Origin of the sequence: Amycolatopsis sp. NPDC049868 (genome assembly GCF_044461365.1) — a bacterium.
Lineage (GTDB): Bacteria > Actinomycetota > Actinomycetes > Mycobacteriales > Pseudonocardiaceae > Amycolatopsis.
In genome coordinates, this window is sequence record NZ_JBITKV010000001.1 from 110,159 (window position 1) to 134,151 (window position 23,993).

A 23,993-nucleotide genomic window follows, 5' to 3' on the forward strand; every position below is an offset into this window, starting at 1 on the left:
GGAAGTACGAGGCCGGTCTGCGTTGTCACGAGAGTGAAGCTAGCCGGTCGCCGTCAAGAGTGTCAACTCTGCGGGACGGCGATTCCGCATGCTGGACACGTTCGGCGCCTCGCGCGACCCGCGTTCGGGGCCCGGAAGGCGGCGGTGCACCATCTTTGACGTGGCAGAAGAAAAGCAGCGGGAACAGGCGAACGAGGACCGCAAGGCCGTCTTCAAAATCCCGAACACGGCACTGCTGGCGATCGCTTTCCTCGTCGTTTGTGTGACGCCTGTCGCGTTCGGCGACGTGCCGTATCTCCAGTGGCTCTACCTCTTCCCGATCGCGCTGGCGGTGTTCGTCATCCGGACCCGCACGACGGCGACGGCCAAGGGACTGGAGGTGCGGACGATGTTCGGGCGGAAGGACCTGCCGTGGACCTCCCTCAAAGGCCTCGCCATCACTGACAAGGCGAAGGTGCAGGCGGTGCTGAAGGACGAGACCAAGATCGCCCTCCCCGCCGTGCGCACCCGCCATCTTCCGGTGATTTCGCTGGTCAGCGCGGGCCGGATGGCCGATCCGTCCGGGCTGACCGACGACGTGCGCGAGGCTCCGGAAAAGACCGACGATTCCGGGGAGTAGGATTGGTAGGACCAGTTTGGCGCTCGTTCGCCCTGGTCCCCATCCCGAACCTTGGAGTCAGCCGTGCCTCAACTCCGTTCCCGGACCACCACCCACGGCCGCAACGCGGCGGGCGCCCGCTCGCTCTGGCGCGCCACCGGAATGACCGACAGCGACTTCGGCAAGCCGATCGTCGCCATCGCGAACTCCTACACCCAGTTCGTGCCGGGGCACGTGCACCTCAAGGACCTCGGCGAGATCGTGGCCGGTGCGGTGAAGGAGGCGGGCGGTGTCGCCCGCGAGTTCCACACGATCGCCGTCGACGACGGGATCGCCATGGGACACAGCGGAATGCTCTACTCGCTGCCCTCGCGCGAGATCATCGCCGACTCCGTCGAGTACATGGTGAACGCGCACCAGGCCGACGCGCTGGTCTGCATCTCCAACTGCGACAAGATCACCCCGGGCATGCTGAACGCCGCCATGCGGCTGAACATCCCGGTGGTGTTCGTCTCCGGCGGTCCGATGGAGGCCGGGAAGGCCGTGGTCGTCGGCGGCGTCGCGCAGGCACCGACCGACCTCATCACCGCGATCGCCGCCTCGGCCAGCAGCGAGGTCGACGAGGACGGACTGTCCATTGTGGAGCGCTCGGCCTGCCCGACCTGTGGGTCGTGCTCGGGCATGTTCACCGCGAACTCGATGAACTGCCTCACCGAGGCGCTCGGGCTCTCCCTGCCGGGCAACGGCTCCACCCTCGCCACGCACGCCGCCCGCAGGGCGCTCTTCGAAGACGCCGGGCGCACGGTCGTCGAACTGTGCAAGCGCTGGTACGAGCAGGACGACGAGTCCGTGCTCCCGCGCTCGATCGCGTCGAAGAAGGCTTTCGAGAACGCGATGGCCCTCGACATGGCGATGGGCGGTTCGACCAACACGGTGCTGCACATCCTCGCCGCCGCACAGGAGGGCGAGGTCGACTTCACCATCGACGACATCGACGCCATCGGCCGCCGCGTGCCGTGCCTGTCGAAGGTCGCGCCGAACTCGGACTACCACATGGAGGACGTCCACCGCGCCGGCGGCATCCCGGCCATCCTCGGCGAACTGCACCGCGGCGGGCTGCTGAACACCGACGTCCACTCCGTGCACTCGCCGGATCTGGAGTCATGGCTGTCCACTTGGGACATCCGGGCGCAGGAACCGTCGGAGCGGGCGATCGAGCTGTTCCACGCGGCGCCCGGCGGAGTCCGCACCACCGAGGCCTTCTCGACCGAGAACCGCTGGTCCTCTTTGGACACCGATGCCGCCGGCGGCTGCATCCACGACGTCGAACACGCCTACACCAAGGACGGCGGGCTCGCGATCCTGCGCGGCAACCTCGCCGAGAACGGCGCCGTCATCAAGTCGGCGGGCATCGACGAGGAACTGTGGCATTTCGAGGGCCCGGCCCGGGTGCTGGAGAGCCAGGAGGAGGCGGTCTCGGCCATCCTCAAGAAGGAGATCCAGCCCGGCGAGGTGCTGGTGATCCGCTACGAAGGCCCGGCGGGCGGCCCGGGGATGCAGGAGATGCTGCATCCGACGGCGTTCCTCAAGGGCTCGGGGCTTGGCAAGAAATGCGCGCTCATCACCGACGGCCGGTTCTCCGGCGGCTCTTCGGGCATCTCGGTCGGGCACATCTCGCCCGAGGCCGCCGCGGGCGGGGCGATCGGCCTGGTCCAGAACGGCGACCGGATCCTGCTCGACGTCCACGAGCGGCGGCTCGAACTGCTCGTCGACGAGGACGTGCTCGCCGAGCGGCGCGCGAAGATGGAAGCGAGCGAGCGGCCGTGGCAGCCGGTCTCGCGGGATCGGAAGGTCACCGCCGCGCTGCGGGCCTACGCGCGGATGGCGACTTCGGCCGACACCGGCGCCGTGCGCGACCCGAACAAGTAGGCCTCTCGGCCCCTGCCGGATGCTATGAACGGGCCGTTCCTTGCAAATTTTGCGAGGAACGGCCCGTTCCTAGCACGCGCGGGCACACGAAAACCGCATTCAGAGGACTAAACGCGGCAGGATGCGGTCAGCGGCAGAGGACGATCACCACGACCGAAGCCGCGGCCGACAGCAACAGCCCGATCAGCCCGAACGAAAGCGGCCGCTTCCGCCACGGGGTGTTGACGTCCAGCGCGATCCGCCCGGAGCCCGCGAGCAGCACGGTCAGCGAAGCGGCGGCCAGCAGGAGTTCGAACTCGAAGCCCTGCCCCTGCTTCTGGAAGAACCCGCCGCCGAACTTCACGTAGACGATGTTCGCGCAGACCCCGAGCAGCGCGGCGGCGCCGATCGGGGTGAACAGGCCCACCAGCACGAGCGCGCCGCCGACCAGTTCACTGATCCCGGTGATCCAGGAAAGCAGCGTGGTCTGGCTGGTGTAGCCGAGGTCGCCGAGTGCCCTGGCGAAGCCGCCGACCCCCGGGCCGCCGAAGGCGCCGAAGAGGTGCTGGAGCCCGTGCGCGCCCATCGTCACGCCGAGCACCACTCGCAGGACGAGCAGACCGAGATCGATCCCGCCCCTGGTCTCCGCCGGGCCGGGGCCGCTGTCGGCGTCGGCCACGTCCGAGATCATGCTGGTCTGATAGTCATCGCTCACGCGCGAAGGGTAGGCGAAACCGGCCCGTCAGGCGACCGAACCGCCGGAGCGGTTCAGAACAAGGTCGCGGGCTCGACCGGTTCGGGCTCCGGCAGCGGGTCGAGTCCGGGCACCAGGGCGCGCACGTCGTCGTGGAAGCGGCGGGCGAGCGCCGGTGCGTCGTCGTTGTCGGGGGTGTGCACGAAAACCGTCGGCGACCGGCCCTCGCGGAGCCATCCGGCGACCACCTCGGCCCACGGCCGCCAGCCCGCGACGGTCTCCTCGGTCGCGTCCCGGCCCAGATAGCGGACGATCGGCCGGTCGGTCAGCGCCCGCGTCCGCCTCGGCAACCGGGGTTTCTTCGCCCAGGCATCCTGTTCGGCTTCGCTGATCGGCGGACTCGCGAAGAAGACCGTGGTGTCGAAGGGCACCCACTCGGCGCCCGCGTCGGTCAGTGCCGTCTCCAGCAGCGCCGTCGCGCGGGTATCGCTGTAGAACCCGGGATGACGTACCTCCACGGCACGACGGAGACCGGCGGGGAGACGGCGCAGGAAACGGCCGAGGGCGTCGACATCCGGCGGGCCGAACGAGCCGGGAAGCTGGGTCCACAGGACCGCTCGCTCGCCGAGGGGTTCGATCGCGTCCAGGAACGCCCGCATCTCGGTCTCGACACCGGCGAGCCGTTTCTCGTGCGTGACGACCTTGGGCAGCTTGACCACGAAACGGAAGCCTGGGCCGGTCTGCCGCGCCCACGTCTCGACGGTTTCCCTGGCGGGGGTCGCGTAGAAAGTCGTGTTGCCCTCGACCGCGTCGCACCAGCCGGCGTAGGCCCGCAGGCGCTCCCCGGCGGGCAGCGACCGCGGCAGGAACCGGCCGGCCCACGCCTTGTGCGTCCACATCGCGCACCCGACATGAAGATTCGCCACGCTGATCAGTATTCGCCGTGAACCAGGTTCTTCGGCAACTCCCCGCCCAGATAATGGCTCAATTCCCGGACCACCACCGCGTACGCACGCTGCCGCCGCCCGCTCACGGCGCCCGCGACATGCGGCGTCAGCAGCAGTCCCGGCACGTCCCACAGCGGGTGCCCCTCGGGCAGGGGCTCCGGGTCGGTGACGTCGAGAGCCGCGCGCAGCCGTCCCGACGCGAGTTCCGCGACGAGCGCGTCGGTGTCCACGACCGGGCCCCTCGACACGTTGACGAGGATCGCGCCGTCCGGCATCGCGGCCAGGAACTCCGCGTCGACCATGCCCCGCGTATGCGGCGTGAGCGGCACCATCAGGACGGTGACGTCATGGTCGGGCAGCAGGGCGGGGAGTTCGTCGCTGCCGTGGACGCCCTCGCGGGCCGTCGCGCCCACCATCGTGCAGCGCACGTCGAACGTGTCCAGCCGACGGCGCAGATGCCTGCCGAGGTCGCCCGCGCCGATGACGAGGGCCCGTTTGCCCTGCAGGGTGTCGGTGGTCCGCCGTTCCCAGTGCTTCCGTCGCAGGCCGTCGGCGAAACCGTCGAGGTCCCGGTAGATCGCCAAGAGGACCGCGACGACCCACTCGGCCGAGCTTCCGCCGTGCGCGCCGCGGCAGGTCGAGAGCAGGACGCCGTCCGGCACCTTGCCGACCCAGTCTTCGGCGCCGGCCGCCAGAAGTTGCACGAGTTTGACGTTCGGCAGTTCGCGCCAGAGTTCCTCGCTTGGCCCGTCCCCGGTCACGAGGACCTCGGCCTCGGCGGCTTCGGCGGGCACCGGCACCCCGCGGCGGTACACCACCGGACGCACGCCCTCGATCTCCGAAAGCGCGGCCACTCCCTCTTCGTCGGGCACGAGAACGGTCACTGTCATGATCGCCACGGTATCGAGCACCGCTTACCCGTGGCTCACGTACGCCCACCTAGGCTGGCCCCGTGCGTACCCGGTACCGGCGGAAATGGACCGCGCCGCTGGCCATGCTGGCCTGCGGCGCGCTGATGCTCTCCGGTTGCGCCGAATTCGACAACACGGCCGCCGGGCAGAAGTTCACCCCGGTCAACCCGCCGTCCCCCGAGGTCCCGCCGCAGATCGGGCCGGGCGGTGAAGCGGGCGATGCCGGACCGGGCCGGGGAAACGGGCCGAACCAGGCGCCGACGCCGGTCCCGCCGCCGCAGGGCTGCAAGGACTTCGACAAGGCCGTCATCGCGACCTGCCTGGACACCGTCGCCGCCGTGGCCGCGATCCCCGGTGACGGCAGCGCGCCCAGCGCGCTCGCCGGAGAACGCAAGAGCGGCCGGATCCTGCTCGCCGCCGCGGAGAAGGACCCGGCCGCCTGGGCGACCATTCCCGTGGACGGCTCCGGCGACGGCGGCCTCACCTCGCTCGCTCTCTCCCCCGGCTTCGCCGAAGACCAGCTCGTCTTCGCCTACGTCACCACCCCGACCGACAACCGGGTCGTCCGCCTGGCGAAGGGCCAGGCGCCGAAGCCGGTGCTGACTGGAATCCCCAAGGGGGCCACCGGCAACCGCGGCGCGATCGCCACCGACGCCAAGGGCGCGCTCCTGGTCGCCACCGGCGACGCGGGCAACCCCGGGCTCGCGGCCGATCCGGCGTCGCTGGCCGGGAAGGTGCTGCGCATCGACACCTCCGGCAAACCGGCGCCAGGCAACCCCACGGCGGGTTCCGCGGTCTTCTCCACCGGCGTGCACTCCCCCGGCGGGATCTGCCGCGACCAGGCCGGTTCCCGCGTGTGGCTCACCGACAGGCTGGCCGACAAGGACGTCCTGTACCGGCTTCGCGGCGGCCAGCCGCTGACCACGCCGGCCTGGAGCTGGACCGACAAACCCGGGGTGGCGGGCTGCGCGGATTTCGTCGGTGCCACCGGTTATCTCTCGATCACCACGTCCGTCGCGGGCAACCTGCAGAACCTGCCGGTCACCCCGGACGGAGCGGTGACCGGCAAGCCCAACGTCGCCATGGACGGCAAGGTCGGCAAGCCGCCGAAGACCTTCGGCAGGATGTCCGCGATGAGCATGATCAACCCGCAGATCGCGGTCGCCGGGACGATCAACAAGGACGGCGGTTCGCCGGTTTCGAGCGACGACCGCGTCGTCATCATCACGCCGTCGGCCAGCTCCGGCGGGGGCGGCAAGGACTGAGCGGCCCTACCGGGACGGCCGCGGGTGGGGCGCCGGGGTGAACCGGGTGAACGACGGCGGCATCGCCTTTTCCTTGCCGTGCGGGTCGAACAGCTCGGGCACGAGCCGGTAGCCGGACCCCAGCGCGTTCGCGGCCGCGGTGAGCCGGTGCGGTTCGGTGGACGGCCAGCGGCCGGTGTCCACCCGGGACAGCAGGGTGCGCAGCAGGACGATCTCCTCGGCCGCGTTGAACGAGCAGTGACCGCCCCGGCTCACGTAGGTCTGCCGCAGCAGCGCGGGATCGCCGTTGCGCCGGACCTGGTCGCCGTACCACCGGGCCTGTCCCGCGACGGCGCCGCCGTCACCGGTGGTGTGCGTGGTCAGCACGGGCGACGGCGTGGTGCCGCGCGCCACTGTGTAGCGCCGCATGTAGGCCTCGGCCTTCGGATCCGCCGAAATCCGCGGAGCCGCGGCGAGCCGGTCCAGGTCGGCTTCCAGATCCACGCCGCCGGTCCGGTAGGCCTGCCGGACCAGGTCGAGCTCGGTGGACCGGGCGAGCTGACGCCGATAGTCGACCCCGGTGTTGGACGACGGGTTCCCACCGGCCCGGTGCTCGATCTCGGGACGCGCACCCGGCCCGTAGCCGTACAGGTAGGCGCCGGTGACCCACATCGCCTGCTGGGCGAGACGGTCGGCGGACGCCGTCGGCTCCGGCTCGTGCGCGAGCGCCCAGCCGGGGATGGTGCCCAGTGCGCCTGCCAGCGCGATCCGCGCCCGGCCCGTGTCCGTCTTCTGCGCTTCGGCCACGACGGCTTCGAGTGCCGCCTTCGAAGCCCGCGGATCACGAGGCCGGACCAGGTCGATGTCCGCGTCCGGCGCCAACAGCGTCTTGAGCGCGAAAAGCATGTCCAGCGCGCTGTTCCACGTGCCGTTCGCGTCGTATTCGCCGCACTGCGCCAGGACACCGTCGAACCGGCCCGGGTTGTCCTCGGCCAGCTTCAGGGAGATCACGGCGCCCATGGACATTCCGCTCGTGATGGTCCGCCGCGGCTTGCCCACGTTGGCCTCGAACCAGTCCAGCAGCGCGATCTGATCGGTCAAGGCTTCTTCGATCGCATGCCCGAAGGTGCCCTTGTAGTTCGACGCGGCCAGCGCGTAACCCTGGTCCAGCAGCCACGACTCGGTCTCGGGTCTGGTGGCCAGCATGATCTGCTTCGGCTTCCACGGGTCCACGTAAAGCCCGTGGCTGTAGAGCACCAGCGTGCCGTTCCAGTGTTTCGGCACTTTGACCAGGTAGTCGGCTCCATCGATGGTGCCCTCGTGCGTGCGCCGACGCTCATCGGCGGCCGCCGGCGCGGCGGTGAACAGCGCGCCGAGAAGGAGCGCGGCGAGCACGGTGACGAGTGTCCTGCGTGAAGTGGTCATGCAGGCAAAAATAGGTGACCAAATGGTCACATGTCAATGCGGTACTCCGTTCGCCTACCGCACATCCCGTAACCGTCCTCTTCGGACGGACCGGTGACCCGCATGCCGGAGTGCTCCAAGTGGCTCGCGTCGCCGTTCGCGAGCGCCCTCAGATGCTCGCCGGTCAGCTCGGCGGCGGCCAGCGCACCGGTCCGCCAGCGCGGAAGCCAGGCCTCGACCTTTGGCGCGGCCAACGCGACCGCCGCGCGCTGGAACTCCCTCAGCGGACCCGGATCCCCCGCGACGAGCGCGTCCCGGATCGGCAGGTAGCCCTCGATCGCGAGATCACGGCGACGGCGGGCCGCGTCGTCGTCCGCGGGCATCGCGGCGGCCTCGGCGTACGCGTCCGGGTCGGCGAGGACCGGCGGCGGGAAGGTGAAGACCGCGTCGCCCGCTTCGGGCAGTCCGCTGTTCTGCATGAGGACGGTGATCCGCAGATCGTCGCGTTGCACCATCCGGTGGACCGTGCCGGGCGCGAACCACGCGACGACACCGGCTTCGAGTTCGGTCTCCCGGTAGCCGCCGACGTCGAGTGTCTGCACCGCGCCGCGTCCGCCGGTGACGACGTAGGCCTCGGTGCAGGCCAGATGTAGATGCGGGCTGCCACCGCACACCCCGTCCGCGGCTTCCCATTCGTAGGCGCACAGATGGGAAAGCCCGATACCGCCAGGAAGAGGGAACACGATGACCTCCTCGAAGAAAGCGCTTTCTCAACCCGCATTCAGAGGACTAAATGCGAGAGAGGGGAATCAGGGGCGACGGGTGCGGGTCTCGGCACGCAGGCGCCGGACGTCGAAGAACGCCACGACGACGGAGACCACAGCGGCCACCAGGCCGAGATAGCGGCCGAGACCGGTCCCGATCTCGATGCCGGCGGCGGAGAGGATCCCGCGCTGGTCGGCGTCGAACTGCCAGTCCAGCGTGGTCCAGCCGAGCACCATCAGCAGCAGCGCGCCGATGGCCGCCATCAGCCACAAATGCGGCAAGCCCGCCCGGCGGACGGCGTCGACGCGGCCGAACAGCACGACCGCGAGACCGGGAAGGAACAGAAGGAAGACCGGGGCCCAGGCGAGGAAGCCCGAACGCCACGCGTCACGCGTGACGTCGGTGGCGGGCAACGTCGTCAGCACGTCTTCGATTTCCGGGCGCGAGGCGGTCAGCGTCGTCCACGGAAGGAACAAGGCCACCAGCGCGAGCAGCCCGGCCGCGAGGCCGAGCCACTCACGCCAGGTGACCTTCTTCACCGCGAGATCAGGCACCGACTCGCTCGACGATCAGTTCGCGCACGCGCTTGGCGTCGGCCTGGCCCTTGGTGGCCTTCATGACCGCACCGACGATCGCCCCGGCCGCGGCCACCTTGCCGCCGCGGATCTTCTCGGCGACGTCGGGCTGCGCGGCCAGCGCCTCGTCGACCGCCGCGATGAGCGCGGAGTCGTCGGAGACGACCTTCAGGCCGCGCTTCTCGACGACCTCGGACGGCGAACCCTCGCCGGCGAGAACGCCCTGCACGACCTCCTTGGCCAGCTTGTTGGTCAGCTCACCTGCGTTGACCAGCGCGATGACCTCGGCCAGCTGCGCCGGGGTGATCGCCAGCTCGGCCAGCTCGATCTCGCGGGAGTTGGCCTCCTGCGCCAGCGTGTTGACCCACCAGCTGCGGGCCTCGTCCGGCGTCGCGCCCGCCTCGACGGTCGCGGCGACCAGGTCGACCGCGCCGACGTTGAGCAGGTCGCGCAGCGCCTCGTCGGTCAGGTTCCACTCCCGCTGGATGCGCTTACGGCGCTCCGACGGCATCTCCGGCAGCGTCTTGCGCAGCTCCTCGACCCATTCGCGCGACGGCGCGATCGGCACCAGGTCGGGCTCCGGGAAGTACCGGTAGTCCTCGGCGGTCTCCTTGGTGCGACCGGACGACGTGGTGCCGTCGGCCTCCTGGAAGTGCCGCGTCTCCTGCTTGATGGAGCCGCCCTCGGCGAGGATCGCCGCCTGGCGGGTCATCTCGTAGCGCACGGCGCGCTCGACGCTGCGCAGCGAGTTGACGTTCTTGGTCTCGGTGCGCGTGCCGAATTCGGTCGCGTCCTTGGCCATCAGCGAAACGTTCGCGTCGCAGCGCAGGGAACCCTGGTCCATGCGGACGTCGGAGACGTCCAGCGCGCTGAGCAGGTCCCGCAGGGCGCTCACGTACGCGCGGGCGACCTCGGGGGCGCGGCCGCCGGTGTGCTCGATCGTCTTGGTGACGATCTCGATCAGCGGCACGCCGGCGCGGTTGTAGTCGAGCAGCGAGTGCTCGGCGCCATGAATACGACCCGTCCGGCCGCCCACATGGAGCGACTTGCCGGTGTCCTCCTCCATGTGCGCGCGTTCGATCTCCACGCGCACGACCTCGCCGTCGTCCAGCGTCACGTCGAGGTAGCCGTTGAAGGCGATCGGCTCGTCGTACTGCGAGGTCTGGAAGTTCTTCGGCATGTCCGGGTAGAAGTAGTTCTTCCGGGCGAACCGGCACCATTCGGCGATCTCGCAGTTGAGCGCGAGGCCGATGCGGATCGCGCCCTCGACCGCCTTGCCGTTCACGACCGGCAGCGAACCGGGCAGGCCGAGACAGGTCGGGCACACCTTGGTGTTCGGCTCGCCGCCGAACTCGTTGGCGCAGCCGCAGAACATCTTGGTGTTCGTGTTCAGCTCGACGTGCACCTCGAGGCCCAGCACCGGGTCGAACCGCTCGATGACGTCGGCGTAGTCCATCAACTCAACCACGGCGGTCACTTCTTTCCTCCCAGCTCCGGAACCTCGTGCACCAGCGAGCCACCGTTGGCGGCGTCGCGCGCGACCTCGTAGGCGGCGCCGACGCGGTACAGCCGCTCGTCGGCCATCGCCGGGGCCATGATCTGCAGGCCGACCGGCAGGCCGTCCTCATGCGACAGTCCACTCGGGACACTCATCGCGGCGTTGCCGGCGAGGTTCGCCGGGATCGAGCAGATGTCCGAGAGGTACATCGCCATCGGGTCGTCGACGCGCTCGCCGATCTTGAACGCGGTGGTCGGCGTGGTCGGCGAGACCAGCACGTCCACCTTCTCGAACGCGGCGTCGAAGTCGCGCGTGATGAGCGTGCGGACCTTCTGTGCCGAGCCGTAGTACGCGTCGTAGTAGCCGGAGGAAAGCGCGTACGTGCCGAGCATGATGCGGCGCTTGACCTCGGGGCCGAAACCCTTCTCACGGGTCAGCGACATGACCTCTTCGGCGCTGTGCGTGCCGTCGTCGGACACGCGCAGGCCGTAGCGCATGGCGTCGAACCGGGCGAGGTTCGACGAGCACTCGCTCGGCGCGATCAGGTAGTACGCGGGCAGCGCGTAGGTGAAGTACGGGCACGAGACCTCGACGACCTCGGCGCCGAGCGCGCGCAGCTGCTCGACGGCGGCCTCGAACGACCGCAGCACGCCCGGCTGGTAGCCGTCGCCGGCGAACTCCTTAACCACGCCGACACGGACGCCCTTGAGGTCACCGGTCAGGCCCTGGCGGGCCGCGGCGACCACCGGCGGGACCGGCGCGTCGATCGAGGTCGAGTCCATCGGGTCGTACCCGGCGATGACCTCGTGCAGAAGGGCCGCGTCGAGCACCGTCCGCGCGCAGGGACCGGCCTGGTCGAGCGACGACGAGAAGGCGACGAGACCGTAGCGGGAGACACCGCCGTACGTCGGCTTCACGCCGACGGTGCCGGTGACCGCGCCGGGCTGGCGGATCGAACCACCCGTGTCGGTGCCGATCGCGATCGCGGCCTCGAACGCCGCGATGGCCGCCGAGGAGCCACCGCCGGAGCCACCGGGGATGCGGGCGTGGTCCCACGGGTTGTGGGTCGGCCCGAACGCGGAGTTCTCCGTGGAGGAGCCCATCGCGAACTCGTCCATGTTGGTCTTGCCGAGCACCACGACACCGGCCTCGCGCAGCTTGCGCGTCACGGTGGCGTCGTACGGCGGGAGCCAGTTCTCCAGGGTCTTCGAACCGACCGTGGTCGGGATGCCCTTGGTGGTCAGCACGTCCTTGAGCGCCAGCGGGACACCGGCGAGCGGCGACTTCGGCGCCTTGCCCTCGGCGACGTCGGCGTCCACCGCGCGGGCGGCTTCGAGCGCGCCGTCGGTGTCCACGTGCAGGAACGCGTGGATGTGGTCGTCGACCTCGGCGATCCGGTCCAGGTGGGCCTGTGCGACCTCGACGGCCGAGACCTCACGGGACTGGATCTTCTCCGCCAGCTCGGCGGCGGTCAGCTTGATGAGTTCGGTCACTGTTCTTCTCCCAGAATCCGCGGCACCCGGAAACGACCCTCTTCGCTGGCCGGCGCACCGGCCAGCGCCTGCTGCTGGGTCAGCCCCGGTCGGACCGTGTCCTCACGGAACACGTTGGTCAGCGGCACGGCGTGCGACGTGGGCGGGACATCCTCGCCTGCGACCTCGCTCACCTTGGCCACCGAGTCCAGGATCTGGTCGAGCTGGCCTGCGAAGACGTCCAGCTCCTCTTCGGTGACGGCAAGCCTGGCCAGCTTGGCGAGGTGTGCGACCTCGTCGCGGGAAATGTTGGGCACGCGGGTGACTCCCGGGGTGTGCTGTGCGGGTTCTGTCGGAAGCTGCAAGTCTATGGTGGCGGCGTCGGCGAACTCGACTGGGTTATGCCGCGGCCTGCGCTCCCATGTCGGGTAAGGAGTGCCTGGTTCGTTATCCCGCGCCCCGGACGTCGGGTCCCATTACCTCGTCCGGTCTGTCACAATCGGCGCCCGGCGTAGCGCGTTCCACGGCGAGGCTGGGACGCCTGAGGCGAGAGGGGCGCGTGTGTCGTTCCTGATCCGGGTCCAATTACCGGACACCCCGGGGACCCTCGGCGCGGTCGCCACCGCGCTCGGCACCGTCGGCGCCGACATCCTGAGTGTGGACGTGGTCGAACGGGGCGGCGGTGTCGCCGTCGACGACCTCGTCGTCGAAATCCCCTCCGGCAGGCTGCCGGACGCGCTGATCACCGCCGCCGAAAGCGTCGACGGTGTCGAGGTCGACGCCGTCCGGCCGTACGCCGGGGTGCTGGACACCCATCGTGAGCTCGAACTGGTCGAGGAGATCGCCGCGAAGCCCGCTTCGGGGCTGGAGATCCTCGCCGAAGGTGTGCCGCGGATCATCCGGGCGGGCTGGGCCGTCGTCGTCGAGCACGCCGAGGCGGGCGCGATCCGGCTGGCATCGTCCAACGCCGCGCCCGAAACGCCGATCACCGACCTGCCGTGGCTGCCGCTGGAACGCGCCACCATCCTCGACGCCGAGGAGGCCTGGGTGCCGGAGACGTGGAAGGAACTGGGGACCGAACTCGCGGCGACCCCGCTGGGGAAGCCCGGGAAGGCGCTGCTGGTCGCGCGGCCGGGCGGGCCGAACTTCCGGGCCGCCGAGGTGGCGCGTTTGGCGCACTTCGCGGGGATCGTCGCCGTCGTGCTGGACAGCTGACCTTCCTCTTGCAAGCGCTATGAACGGTCCGTTCCTTGCGAAATTTGCAAGGAACGGACCGTTCATAGCGTTCGGGAGCGGCTAAGTGAGCTCCAGGCGGTACGCGATCAGCGTCACCCCGGGATGCGGCTCCCAGTCCCGCTCAGGCAGCCGCACGAAACCGAGCCGCTCGTACAGCCGGTGCGCCCGCGTCATCGTCTCCAGACTGCACAGCACCACCCGGTCCGCGCCCAGTTCCCGCGCCCGCGCGATGACCGCCCTGGTCAGTGCCTCTCCGATGCCGCGCCCGGTCGCCGAGGGCGGCACCCCGAGCATCCGGAACTCCAGTTCGCCCTCGCGGGACAGCTCGGCGAAGGGCGTCCCCGGACGGGCGATGGTGACCGTGCCGACGAGTGTGCCGTCCCCGTCGACCGCGACCAGCAGCTCGGCCAGCTCCGCCCGCCGGGCGGCGTCGAGCAGTTCGGTGGCGTAGCCCACGCCGTCGACGAGGTTCCGGTCCGCGGAGTACGCGGCCAGCGTGAGCTCCCCGACGGCCGTCAGCTCCTCCGGCCGAGCGGGCCGGATCTCCAGATCACTCACCGGTCTCCTCCTCGCCGGTCGGCAGGGCGAGCTCGGCCGCGGCCTCGGGCCCCTCTTCCAGCAGCACGCGGAAGCCGTTCTCGTCGAGCACCGGCACCTTCAGCTGGACGGCCTTGTCGTACTTCGTGCCCGGCGCGTCGCCGACGACGACGAACGCCGTCTTCTTCGACACCGAGCCGGCCGCCTTCCCGCCGCGGGCCATGATGAACTCCTTGGCCTCGTCACGGGAGTAGTCGTTCAGCGAGCCGGTGACGACGATGGACAGGCCTTCGAGGTTGCGCGGGACGGACTCGTCGCGCTCCTCCTCCATGCGGACGCCCGCCGCGCGCCACTTCTCGACGATCTCGCGGTGCCAATCGACTTCGAACCATTCCTTCGCGGCCCGCACGATGGTCGGGCCGACCCCGTCGACGGCGGCCAGCTCCTCTTCGGAGGCGTTCTCGATGCGTTCCAGCGAACCGAATTCCCGGGCGAGCGCCTGCGCGGCCGTCGGGCCGACGTGCCGGATCGACAGCCCGACAATGACCCTCCACAGTGGACGATCCTTGACGGTTTCCAGGTTCTCCAGCAGTTTGCGCCCGTTGGCCGAGAGCTCGCCCGCCTTGGTGCGGAACAGCTCGACCTGGAGCAGCTTCTCCTCGTCCAGGTCGAAGATGTCACCCTCGTCGTGCACGACACCGGCGTCCAGCAGCGCCACCGCGGCCTCGTACCCGACCACCTCGATGTCGAAGACGTTCCGGCTCGCCAGGTGGAACAGCCGCTCCCTCCGCTGCGCCGGGCAGAACCGCGCGTTGGGGCAACGGATGTCGATGTCGCCCTCCTTCTGGTACGCCAGTTCGGTGTCGCAGTTGGGGCAGCGCAACGGCATGACGAACTCGCGCTCTTCGCCGGTCCGCGCGTCGGCCACCGGGCCGAGCACCTCGGGGATGACGTCGCCCGCCTTGCGGATGACGACCTTGTCCCCGATCAGCACGCCCTTGCGTTTGACCTCCTCCTGGTTGTGCAGCGTCGCCATCGCGACCGTGGACCCGGCCACCTTCACCGGCTCCATCACCGCGAACGGGGTGACCCGCCCGGTGCGGCCGACGTTGACCTGGATGTCCAGCAGCGTGGTGATCGCCTCTTCCGGCGGGTACTTGTAGGCGATCGCCCAGCGCGGCGCGCGCGAGGTCGTGCCGAGACGACGCTGCAGTGCGACCTCGTCGACCTTGATGACGACGCCGTCGATCTCGTGCTCGGCGTCGTGGCGATGCTCTCCCCAGTACTGGATGTGTTCCAGCAGCTCCTTGCCCGAACCCAGCACCTTGCTGTGCGGCGAGACCGGCAGGCCCCACGCGGCGAGCGCGTCGTACGCCTCGGACTGGCGCTTCGGCTCGAAGCCCTCACGTTTGCCGAGGCCGTGGCAGATCAGCCTCAGGTTGCGCGACTTCGTGATCTTGGGATCCTTCTGCCGCAACGACCCGGCGGCCGTGTTGCGCGGGTTCGCGTACGGATCCTTGCCCGCCTCGACCATCTTCGCGTTCAGCGCCAGGAAGTCCTCGACGCGGAAGAACACCTCGCCGCGGACCTCGACCAGCGCCGGCACCGGAAACTCGTCCGTCGTGTTCAGCCGCTCCGGCACCTGCTCCAGCGTGCGGACGTTGAGCGTGACGTCCTCGCCGGTGCGGCCGTCACCCCTGGTCAGGGCGCGGGTCAGGCGGCCGTTCTCGTACAGCAGGTTGATCGCGAGCCCGTCGATCTTCAGCTCGGCGAGGTACTTCGTCGCGCCGATCTCCTTCTGGACCCGCTCGACCCACGTCTCGAACTCCTCGGTGTCGAAGACGTTGTCGAGGCTGAGCATGCGCTCGAGGTGATCGTGCGCGACGAACTCCGTGGAGAACGTGCCGCCGACGTTCTGCGTCGGCGACTCCGGTGTCACCAGCCCCGGATGCCCGTCCTCGATGGCCTGGAGTTCGTTGAGCAGCTCGTCGAACTGGCCGTCGGACACGATCGGTGAATCCAGCACGTAGTACCGGAACTGGTGCCCGCGGATCTCCTCCGCCAGCTCGGCATGCCTTTCACGGACGTCGGCAGGCACGTCCGTGACGTCCTGCGCCGGCTTGAGGTTTTCGGGAAGTTCGCTGCTCACGGGGGTAACCCTAGTCGGGGGTACCGACATTTCCGGACAGCCTGCCGACCACCTCGCGTAGTTCCAGCAGGGTCAGCTGCCCGTCCTGGGCCTCGGTCACCAGCTCGACCTTGCCCAGCCGCTCGGCCGCGACCCGCTCACCCAGCGTGGCGTCCAGCGGCAGGAAGGTCATGGTCGTCCGGGTCTCCGGGGCCAGCTCTTCGATCTCCGGATGGAACACGGTCACGTCCACCCGGCCGGCCGCTTCGTCCACCTTCGCGGTCACCCGGACGTCGGCGAGCGCGATACGGGTCTCGCCGAGGTTGACGGTGACTTCACTCGGATCGGGGACAGGCGGCACGGAGTCGTGGTACTCCCAGATCGCGTCCTCCGGCGGCGCCGCGGCCTTCCACGCGTCGGTGTACGGGCGCAGTTCCGGATCCTCCTGACCGGTCAGCACCAGCGAGTAGATCGCCCGGTGCCCACGATCGAGGGAGAAGTGCAGCCGGGGGTGCAGCGCCTCGACGATGGTGCAGAGATCGTGTTCCACCCGGTGCGGTTCGCGATCGCCGAGGGCGGCGCTGACCTCCGGCAGGAGCGCGAACCACGCCTCCCAGAACGTCGCCGCCGCGGCGGCCGCGTCCTCGGGGACCGGCTGCTCCGGCCAGGCGGTGCGGGGGTCGGGAACGTCCTCGGATTTGCGGGAACGGCGGAACAAACGCATGACGGGCACGCTACCGCGCCGCTCACCAGCCTTCAGGCGGTTCGGTGAAAGCCTTGCCGGACTCACGGCTGAGCGTGAGCGCGCGGCGCATCCACTCGGGAGTGGCACCGGCGAGCCCGCACGCCGAGGTCGGCACGATCTGTTCCGCGAGGATCTCACGGCGGAAGCCGAGCCGGTCGACGAGCTTGAGCACGGGCGAGACCACGTCGCGCAGCTCCACCGGCACGCCGGGGTCGGCGGTGGGGACGAGGCCGAGCATCAGTGTCGTGCCGGAGTCCAGCGCCTCGCCGATTTCGTCGAGCTGAGCGGGCGAAGCGCCCTTCAGCAAGGTGAAGTCGAACGCGATCGCTTTCGCCCCCGCCGCGCGCAGCAACGAGATCGGCGGCTTTCCGGCGCAGCAGTGCACCGCGACCGGCTGACCGGTGATGCGCTCCGCCCCCGAGATCACCGTCGACAGCAGTTCGCGGGCCTCCGGCGCGGGCACGGCGGGCACTGTGCCGTAACCGGACGCCGTCGGGAGATCTCCGGAGAGGACCGCGGGCAGCGACGGCTCGTCGAACTGGAGCACCACCGGCGCGCCGATGCGCGATTTCAGTTCCTCGACGTGCTCCGCGAGCCCGTCGAGCAGCGAAGCGGCGAAGTCACGCAACGCGCCCCTGTCGGTGAGGACCCGGTGCCCGCGCGGCAGTTCGACGTTCGCGGCCAGCGTCCACGGACCCGCGACCTGCGCCTTGAACACCGGCGGCGCGGCGCCCGCCTTCTCCCTCGCCTCCTGGACGGCGTCGAGGTCCCAGCTCATCAGATCGAGGGCCCGGCGGTGATCGTGCCCCGGACGGGCGGTGACGCGGTAGCCGCTCGGCACCACCTCGACGGCGAGGTCGACCAGCAGCGCCGCCGTCCGGCCGATCAGGTCGGCGCCGACACCGCGCGCGGGAAGTTCGGGCAGACAGGGAAAGTCGGGCAGTTCGCCGAACACGATCGAAGCGGCCTCGACCGGATCGGTACCGGGCAGGGAACCGATGGCGGTCGCCGCTCCTGGCGGCCAAGGTCGTTCGTTCACACCCGGATTCTCCCCTTGGTCCGACCTCGCCGGGGTGGCGGGGCGGGGGAGGACACGGACATTCGACGCAATTGCCCTCGGCGAGCCCCAGACGGCGCCGCGCGCATTACGCTGACCTGCCATGACGAGCTCTCCACAGCCCGCCGGCTGGTATCCCGACCAGCAGAACCCCCGGATGTACCGGTGGTGGGACGGGCAGGCCTGGACCGCGAACACGCGGCCGTCGCACGACGCCGAGATGATCGAGCTGGACATCGAGGGCGCGGCCGACCCGAACAAGATCCGGGCACAGGCGGCGAGGGGCACCCAGGGCCGGGCCACCGGGGTGGTCGGCGGCGGCACCCTGTTCTCCGAACCCGTGCTGGTGGTCAACCAGCGCGCGAAACTCATCGAGATGTCGAACGAGTTCGGCGTGTTCGACCAGAACGGCAACCGCCTCGGCGGCGTCGTCCAGGTCGGGCAGAGCACGTTGAAGAAGGCCATCCGGCTGCTCACGAACTACGACCAGTTCCTGACCCACCGCTTCGAAATCCGCGACGCGAACCACAGCACCGTGCTGAAGGTGACGCGGCCCGCGAAGGTGTTCAAATCCCGGTTCCTGGTGACGAAGGCCGACGACTCCCCCATCGGGGAGATCGTGCAGGAGAACGTCTTCGGCAAGATCCGGCTGGGTTTCGTGGTCGGCGGCCAGAAGGTCGGCGGGATCTTCGCGGAGAACTGGCGGGCGTGGAACTTCGTGATCAAGGACCACGCCGACGTCGAGATCGCGCGGATCACCAAGACCTGGGGCGGTTTCGTGAAGGCCGCGTTCACCACCGCCGACAACTACGTCGTCGAGATCCACCGGCCGCTGCGGGATCCGCTGGCGTCGATGGTGGTCGCGTCGGCACTGACGATCGACACCGCGCTGAAGCAGGACGATCGCTGAGCCGGCAGTGACCGGGGTCTCACCCCGCTTAAGTGGACACTCGGCTTCCGGCGGCACAAAGTGGTGGGACTGGGCGGCACACCGGAGTGCGTCCGGGACGGAGGTCACCATGGAGCCGTTGCCCGAAGACGGCGAACGGGACTGGGCCGAGCCAGGCGTCTACACGGTTTCGCCGGGGGTCCACCGGATCCCGCTGCCCCTCCCGCAGGACGCGCTGCGCGCGGTCAACGTCTACGTCGTCACCGACGGCACCCGCCTGGTCCTCGTGGACTCGGGCTGGGCGCTGGAGTCGGCGCGCGAACGGCTTTCGCGCGGGTTGAAGGCGCTCGGCGCTGATCTCGGCGACATCGACGAGTTCCTGATCACCCACGTGCATCGCGATCACTACACGCTGGCCGTGGAACTGCGCCGCGAGTTCGGCGGCAAGCTCGGGCTCGGGAAACGGGAAGAGCCGTCGCTGGTGCGTTCCGGCGATCCGGACCGCTTCCCGATGGAGGCGCAGGTCGGCCTGCTCCAGCGCTGTGGCGCGGACCCCGTCGTCGAAGAACTCGCCAAGGCCTTCGGCGGCGTCCGGCACACCGAGGCGCACCTGTGGGAGCAGCCCGACGAGTGGCTCGTCCCCGGCAAACGCGCGATCGTGCCCGGCCGCGAGTTCGACGTCGTGCAGACGCCGGGCCACACGGACGGGCACGTCGTCTTCGTCGACGACGAGGCCGGGCTGGTGTTCTCCGGCGACCACGTGCTGCCGCACATCACGCCGTCCATCGGGTTCCAGCCGGTGCCCACCGAGCTGCCGCTGAGCGACTACCTCGACTCCCTGCGCCTGGTCCGCGAGATGCCGGACCGCCGCATGCTCCCCGCGCACGGCCCCGTCACCGGCAGCGTCCACGCCCGTGTGGACGAATTGCTGGAGCACCACCGCGACCGGCTCGAAGTCATGGGCGGCGAGATCACCGAGGACGTCACGACGGCGTACGAAGTCGCAGTGCGGCTGGGCTGGACCCGCAAGCGGCGCAAGCTGGCCGACATGGACCCGTTCAACCAGATGCTCGCCGTCCTCGAGACCGGATCGCATCTGGATCTGCTGGTGGCCCAAGGAAAACTCACCGCGACCGAGACCGACGGGGTGCGACACTACGCATCATGATCATCCGTCAAGCGCGCCGGGAGGACGTCGCGGCGATCGTCAGGATGCTCGCCGACGACCAGATCGGCAGCACCCGTGATTCCGCCGACGACCTCACGCCATACCTCAAGGCCTTCGAGCAGATCGACGCCGATCCGGCGCAACTGCTGATCGTCGCCGACGACGGCGGGGAGGCCGTCGGCACACTCCAGTTGTCGATCATCCCCGGCCTGGCCAGGAAAGGCGCGCTGCGCGGGCAGATCGAGGCCGTCCGGGTGCGGGCGAGCCATCGCGGGTCCGGCCTCGGCGGCGAACTGATGACGTGGGCCATCGACGAATCGCGGCGACGGGGCTGCGCCCTCGTGCAGCTGACGTCGGACGTGAAACGCGAGGACGCGCACCGGTTCTACGAACGCCTCGGTTTCGAGGCCACGCACACCGGTTTCAAGCTGAAGTTCTAGCTCCCCCGCCGCATTTCGTCCTCTGAATGCGGCTGACCGGCGTTATGGCGCTCCGACCGTCCCGGAGATCTTCGCGCTGCCGAGTACGAGGTCGCCTTCGGCGGCATCGGTGCGGTACAGCACGACGACCTGCCCCGGCGCGACCCCGCGCAGCGGCTCCCGCAGCTGAATGGTGACCGAGTCACCGGAAACCTCCGCGACGGCCTCGACGATCCCGCCGTGCGCGCGCACCTGCACGACGCATTCGGTGGGGCCGTCCAGCGGCCGCTCGCTGGGCCAGATCGGGCGGTCCGCCTCGATCACGTTCACGCCGAGGTCCCGCGCGGAACCGACCTTCACCGTGCCCGAAACCGGCTCCAGCGACAGCACGTAGCGCGGCCGCCCGTCCGGCGCCGGCGCCTCGATACCGAGGCCCTTGCGCTGGCCGACGGTGAAGCCGTGCACGCCGGTGTGCTCACCGAGCACGGCGCCGGTCTCGGCGTCGACGAGCTGGCCGGGACGCTGGCCGAGCCGCTTCTCCAGGAAGCTCTTCGTGTCGCCGTCCGGGATGAAGCAGATGTCGTGGCTGTCCGGCTTCTTCGCCACCGACAGGCCGCGGCTCGCGGCCTCGGCGCGGACGTCGGTCTTCCACGAATCACCCAGCGGGAACAGCGAATGCCGCAGCTGCTCCGGGGTGAGCGAAGCCAGCACGTAGGACTGGTCCTTGCCGGAGTCGACGCTGCGCCGCAGCTCCGGAACACCATCCACAAGGGACAGCCGGGCGTAGTGCCCGGTGGCGACGGCGTCGAAGCCGAGCGCCATCGCCTTGTCCAGCAGCGCCTCGAACTTGATCTTCTCGTTGCAGGTGACGCACGGGTTCGGCGTCCGGCCCGCGGCGTACTCGCCGACGAAGGTTTCGATGACCTCTTCGGTGAAGCGCTCGGCGAAGTCCCAGATGTAGAACGGGATGCCGAGGATGTCCGCGGCCCGGCGAGCGTCGCCGGAGTCTTCGATCGTGCAACAGCCGCGGGATCCGGTGCGCAGCGTGCCGGGCTTCGCCGACAGCGCCAGGTGCACGCCGACGACCTCGTGCCCGGCGTCCACGGCGCGCGCGGCGGCCACCGCCGAGTCCACTCCCCCGCTCATCGCGGCCAGTACGCGCATCTTCCTCACACCTCTTGCTTCTGCGTCTGCTTGCGCATTCCGGCGAGTCCCGCCTGCCTCGCCCTGTCGACGACGCCCGCGATCTCCCTTGAAACCGCTTCAACGTCTTCCGGTGCCGAGGTATGCCCGAACGAGAACCGCAGCGACCCGCGCGCGGCCGCGGGTTCGGCACCCATGGCCAGCAGCACGTGGCTCGGCTGCGCGACACCCGCCGTGCACGCCGATCCGGTGGAACATTCGATGCCCTTGGCGTCCAAGAGCATCAACAGGCTGTCACCCGCGCAACCGGGGAAGGTGAAATGGGCGTGCGAGGGCAAGCGCTCGCCCTCGCCGCCGTTGAGCACCGCGTCCGGCACCTCGCGCCGGACGGCCTCGATGAGGTCGTCGCGCAGTTCGGTGACGCGTTTCGCGTACTCCTCGCGCCCTTCGACCGAGGCCTTCACCGCCGTCGCGAACGCGATCACGGCGGGAACGTCGAGCGTGCCCGAACGCACACTGCGCTCCTGGCCACCGCCGTGCAGCACCGGAACGCACGCCGTGTCGCGCCCGAGCAGCAGCGCTCCGACGCCGTACGGGCCGCCGAGCTTGTGCGCGGTGAGGGTCAGCGCCGCGGCGCCGCTTTCGGCGAAGTCGACCGGCACCGCGCCGACGGCCTGGACGGCGTCGGTGTGCAGCGGGATCTCGTGCTCGGCGCAGACGGCGGCGAGTTCGGCGATCGGGTTGACCGTGCCGACCTCGTTGTTCGCCCACATCACGGTGACCAGCGCGACCGTCTCGGGGCTTTCGCCGATGGCGGTGCGCAGCGACTCCGGAGTCACCCGGCCGGCCTCGTCGACCTCGACCCAGACGATCTCTGCGCCCGCGTGCTGCTCCAGCCACTCGACGGACTCGAGGACGGCGTGGTGCTCGACGGTGCTGCACAGCACCCGGCGGCGCTCCGCGTCCTCGCCGTTACGGGCCCAGAAGATGCCCTTGACCGCGAGATTGTCGCTCTCCGTGCCACCGGCGGTGAAGATCACCTCGGACGGCCGGGCGCCCAGCGCCTCCGCGATCACCTCGCGGGCTTCTTCGACCCGGCGGCGGGCCCGGCGTCCCGAGGAATGCAGCGCGGAGGCGTTGCCCACTGTGGACAGCGCCTCGGACATCGCCGCAACGGCTTCGGGCAACATCGGGGTGGTCGCCGCGTGGTCGAGATAGGTCATCGCATCCTTCAGGGTAGCCCGTTCCGGGGCGTGACCAAGCCCACCCTTGGTCAGTGGGTGGCGGCGCTCATATCCGACGGCCATCGGCCGGTCACCCGCACCCCGAGCAACGCGATGCCGGTCAGCACCACCGAAAGCACCACGATCGCCACCGAAGGCTCCTTCGCCGACGCCAGCGAAGCGAGCAGGACACCGCCTAAACCGATGGTCAGGGCCGATCCGACCCAGTCGCCGAGCTGCAGCGCCGAGGTGTTGAACCCGCGTTCCGCCTCCGGGGAGTACCGGAGCAGCAGCACCGAGATCGCGGGCATCGCGATCCCCATCCCGGAGCCGCCGATCGCGGACGCCACGAACGCCATCCAGCCGGGGAACGAGGGCAGCGGGACGAAGACGAAGATCGCCAGACCGGCCGCGACCAGCGCGAACCCGGTCCGCAGGGACGCCTCGCGCGACCAGTCGAGCATGCGGCCCTGCAGCATCGACCCCGCCGACCAGCCCAGCGCGGTCACCGTCAGCGGCAGCCCGGCCAGCGCGGGGCTGTAATCGTGGACCTCGGTCATCGTGAGCGGCAGGTACGCCTCCATCCCGGCGTACGCGCCCGCGATCAACGCGCGCGAGGCGATCACTGTCGGCAACCCCGGACGCGAGGACAGCGTCCCGGCGGGCAGGAGTTTGCGAAGCGCGTACGCGAGGGCGATCAGGCCCGCGCCGCCGTAGGCCAGCGCCGCGAGGGACGGATGCTGCGCCGCCCAGGTGAGCGCGGCGACGCCGAGGGCGGCGACCACCGCGGGTACGACCCCGGCGCGCCGCGCGGACTCGGCTGGCACGTGCCGGGGCAGTTCGCGCGTGACGACGATCAGCAGGGCGAGCCCGATCCCGGTCAGCGGGATCAGCCCCAGGAACACCCAGCGCCAGCCGACGCTCACCGTCACCACGCCCGCGACCGACGGCCCGATCACCGCGGGCAGCACCCACGCGGCGGCGTTGGCCGCGTAGATCACCGGGCGTTCCCGGTCGCTGAAGGTGAGCGCGATCAGCAGCGACACCGAGACCAGCAGGAGACCGGAACCGAAGCCCTGCAACGCCCTGCCGAGCAAGAGCAGCGGCATGTCGTGCGCCAGCCCCGCGACCAGCAGCCCGGCGGCGAACAGCGCGGTACCGGCGAGCAGCGCGGGCGCCGGGCCCTTGCGGTCGCCGAGGCGTCCGGAAAGGACGGTCGCGACCACGCTGGCGACCAGGAACGTGGTGAACGGCCAGGCGTACAGCGCGAGGCCGTCGAGGTCGGCCACCATCGTCGGCATCGCGGTGGCGACGCCCATGCTTTCGAACGCGATGAGCGTGACCATGAGCAGCAGCCCGATGATGGTCACGCGGTGCTCAGGTGTCCAGAGCACACCCTTCGGCTCGGTCTTGCCCCCAGTGATCGTCATAC

The 23,993-nt window shown here is 70.0% G+C and carries 23 protein-coding genes; 7 read left to right on the top strand and 16 right to left on the bottom strand.

All coding sequences use genetic code 11. From position 1 onward, the window contains the following. Nucleotides 1-160 precede the first annotated feature (160 nt). A complete protein-coding gene (locus ACIBTM_RS00540) occupies nt 161-619 on the top strand; it encodes a PH domain-containing protein (protein WP_395874140.1) in 459 nt (152 codons plus the stop codon). A 63-nt stretch (nt 620-682) separates the two neighbouring features. Continuing rightward, nucleotides 683-2,527 (top strand): dihydroxy-acid dehydratase, encoded by a 1,845-nt coding sequence (gene ilvD, locus ACIBTM_RS00545; protein ID WP_395874142.1) that lies wholly within the window; start codon nt 683-685, stop codon nt 2,525-2,527. Between the two features lie 127 nt (nt 2,528-2,654). Here ilvD and ACIBTM_RS00550 read toward each other — a convergent pair whose 3' ends face one another. From ACIBTM_RS00550 to ACIBTM_RS00560, 3 genes are all read right to left on the bottom strand, one after another. Then, a complete protein-coding gene (locus ACIBTM_RS00550) occupies nt 2,655-3,197 on the bottom strand; it encodes a DoxX family protein (protein WP_395875759.1) in 543 nt (180 codons plus the stop codon). Nucleotides 3,198-3,274: 77 nt separating this feature from the next. Continuing rightward, on the bottom strand, nt 3,275-4,099 hold the full coding sequence (locus tag ACIBTM_RS00555; protein ID WP_395875760.1) for a DUF72 domain-containing protein: 825 nt from the start codon (nt 4,097-4,099) through the stop codon (nt 3,275-3,277). A gap of 32 nt (nt 4,100-4,131) precedes the next feature. Then, the gene (locus tag ACIBTM_RS00560; protein WP_395874144.1) at nt 4,132-5,037 is read right to left on the bottom strand and encodes a 2-hydroxyacid dehydrogenase; all 906 of its coding nucleotides are present in this window, start codon (nt 5,035-5,037) and stop codon (nt 4,132-4,134) included. Nucleotides 5,038-5,099: 62 nt separating this feature from the next. Here ACIBTM_RS00560 and ACIBTM_RS00565 point away from each other — a divergent pair, with 62 nt between their 5' ends. Then, a complete protein-coding gene (locus ACIBTM_RS00565) occupies nt 5,100-6,323 on the top strand; it encodes a PQQ-dependent sugar dehydrogenase (protein ID WP_395874146.1) in 1,224 nt (407 codons plus the stop codon). 6 nt (nt 6,324-6,329) lie between these two features. On the opposite strand, the gene ACIBTM_RS00570 is transcribed toward ACIBTM_RS00565, so the two are convergent. The 6 genes from ACIBTM_RS00570 to gatC all read right to left on the bottom strand — a co-directional run bounded on the left by ACIBTM_RS00570 (nt 6,330) and on the right by gatC (nt 12,333). Further along, on the bottom strand, nt 6,330-7,727 hold the full coding sequence (locus tag ACIBTM_RS00570; RefSeq protein ID WP_395874148.1) for an alpha/beta hydrolase family protein: 1,398 nt from the start codon (nt 7,725-7,727) through the stop codon (nt 6,330-6,332). Between the two features lie 26 nt (nt 7,728-7,753). Next, nucleotides 7,754-8,449: a cupin gene (locus tag ACIBTM_RS00575; RefSeq protein WP_395874150.1), complete on the bottom strand. Its 696-nt coding sequence runs from the start codon at nt 8,447-8,449 to the stop codon at nt 7,754-7,756. 66 nt (nt 8,450-8,515) lie between these two features. After that, the gene (locus ACIBTM_RS00580) at nt 8,516-9,025 is read right to left on the bottom strand and encodes a hypothetical protein (RefSeq protein WP_395874152.1); all 510 of its coding nucleotides are present in this window, start codon (nt 9,023-9,025) and stop codon (nt 8,516-8,518) included. Next, nucleotides 9,018-10,523, bottom strand: a complete 1,506-nt coding sequence (gene gatB, locus ACIBTM_RS00585; protein ID WP_395874154.1) for an Asp-tRNA(Asn)/Glu-tRNA(Gln) amidotransferase subunit GatB — start codon at nt 10,521-10,523, stop codon at nt 9,018-9,020. The genes ACIBTM_RS00580 and gatB overlap by 8 nt, the downstream gene beginning before the upstream one ends. Continuing rightward, the gene (gene gatA, locus ACIBTM_RS00590; protein WP_395874156.1) at nt 10,520-12,037 is read right to left on the bottom strand and encodes an Asp-tRNA(Asn)/Glu-tRNA(Gln) amidotransferase subunit GatA; all 1,518 of its coding nucleotides are present in this window, start codon (nt 12,035-12,037) and stop codon (nt 10,520-10,522) included. Before gatA ends, gatB begins: the two co-directional genes overlap by 4 nt. Then, nucleotides 12,034-12,333 carry an Asp-tRNA(Asn)/Glu-tRNA(Gln) amidotransferase subunit GatC gene (gene gatC / locus ACIBTM_RS00595; RefSeq protein ID WP_005162012.1) on the bottom strand — a complete coding sequence of 100 codons (300 nt, stop codon included), beginning with the start codon at nt 12,331-12,333 and terminating at the stop codon, nt 12,034-12,036. Before gatC ends, gatA begins: the two co-directional genes overlap by 4 nt. Before the next feature lie 244 nt (nt 12,334-12,577). Between gatC and ACIBTM_RS00600 the strand changes: the two genes are divergently transcribed. Further along, nucleotides 12,578-13,231 carry an ACT domain-containing protein gene (locus tag ACIBTM_RS00600; RefSeq protein ID WP_378443154.1) on the top strand — a complete coding sequence of 218 codons (654 nt, stop codon included), beginning with the start codon at nt 12,578-12,580 and terminating at the stop codon, nt 13,229-13,231. An 81-nt stretch (nt 13,232-13,312) separates the two neighbouring features. On the opposite strand, the gene ACIBTM_RS00605 is transcribed toward ACIBTM_RS00600, so the two are convergent. Genes ACIBTM_RS00605 through ACIBTM_RS00620 form a run of 4 tightly spaced genes read right to left on the bottom strand, consistent with a single transcriptional unit; the run spans nt 13,313 to nt 17,701 of the window. Continuing rightward, the gene (locus ACIBTM_RS00605; RefSeq protein ID WP_395874158.1) at nt 13,313-13,810 is read right to left on the bottom strand and encodes a GNAT family N-acetyltransferase; all 498 of its coding nucleotides are present in this window, start codon (nt 13,808-13,810) and stop codon (nt 13,313-13,315) included. Further along, nucleotides 13,803-15,938: an NAD-dependent DNA ligase LigA gene (ligA, locus tag ACIBTM_RS00610; protein ID WP_395874160.1), complete on the bottom strand. Its 2,136-nt coding sequence runs from the start codon at nt 15,936-15,938 to the stop codon at nt 13,803-13,805. The genes ACIBTM_RS00605 and ligA overlap by 8 nt, the downstream gene beginning before the upstream one ends. A 10-nt stretch (nt 15,939-15,948) precedes the next feature. Continuing rightward, on the bottom strand, nt 15,949-16,641 hold the full coding sequence (locus ACIBTM_RS00615; RefSeq protein WP_395874162.1) for a hypothetical protein: 693 nt from the start codon (nt 16,639-16,641) through the stop codon (nt 15,949-15,951). Between the two features lie 22 nt (nt 16,642-16,663). After that, complete coding sequence (locus ACIBTM_RS00620) at nt 16,664-17,701, bottom strand: methionine synthase (protein WP_395874164.1); 1,038 nt, start codon at nt 17,699-17,701, stop codon at nt 16,664-16,666. A gap of 121 nt (nt 17,702-17,822) precedes the next feature. Here ACIBTM_RS00620 and ACIBTM_RS00625 point away from each other — a divergent pair, with 121 nt between their 5' ends. From ACIBTM_RS00625 to ACIBTM_RS00635, 3 genes are all read left to right on the top strand, one after another. Next, the gene (locus ACIBTM_RS00625) at nt 17,823-18,629 is read left to right on the top strand and encodes a phospholipid scramblase-related protein (RefSeq protein WP_395874166.1); all 807 of its coding nucleotides are present in this window, start codon (nt 17,823-17,825) and stop codon (nt 18,627-18,629) included. Between the two features lie 109 nt (nt 18,630-18,738). Further along, complete coding sequence (locus tag ACIBTM_RS00630) at nt 18,739-19,776, top strand: MBL fold metallo-hydrolase (RefSeq protein WP_395874168.1); 1,038 nt, start codon at nt 18,739-18,741, stop codon at nt 19,774-19,776. Beyond that, on the top strand, nt 19,773-20,216 hold the full coding sequence (locus ACIBTM_RS00635) for a GNAT family N-acetyltransferase (RefSeq protein ID WP_395874170.1): 444 nt from the start codon (nt 19,773-19,775) through the stop codon (nt 20,214-20,216). Before ACIBTM_RS00630 ends, ACIBTM_RS00635 begins: the two co-directional genes overlap by 4 nt. 42 nt (nt 20,217-20,258) lie before the next feature. On the opposite strand, the gene mnmA is transcribed toward ACIBTM_RS00635, so the two are convergent. Genes mnmA through ACIBTM_RS00650 form a run of 3 tightly spaced genes read right to left on the bottom strand, consistent with a single transcriptional unit; the run spans nt 20,259 to nt 23,991 of the window. Continuing rightward, nucleotides 20,259-21,359 (bottom strand): tRNA 2-thiouridine(34) synthase MnmA, encoded by a 1,101-nt coding sequence (gene mnmA, locus ACIBTM_RS00640; RefSeq protein WP_395874172.1) that lies wholly within the window; start codon nt 21,357-21,359, stop codon nt 20,259-20,261. Nucleotides 21,360-21,364: 5 nt separating this feature from the next. Next, entirely contained in the window at nt 21,365-22,561 is a 1,197-nt protein-coding gene (locus tag ACIBTM_RS00645; protein ID WP_395874174.1) for a cysteine desulfurase family protein, read from the bottom strand. A 50-nt stretch (nt 22,562-22,611) separates the two neighbouring features. Then, nucleotides 22,612-23,991, bottom strand: a complete 1,380-nt coding sequence (locus ACIBTM_RS00650; protein ID WP_395874176.1) for an MFS transporter — start codon at nt 23,989-23,991, stop codon at nt 22,612-22,614. Nucleotides 23,992-23,993 lie beyond the last annotated feature (2 nt).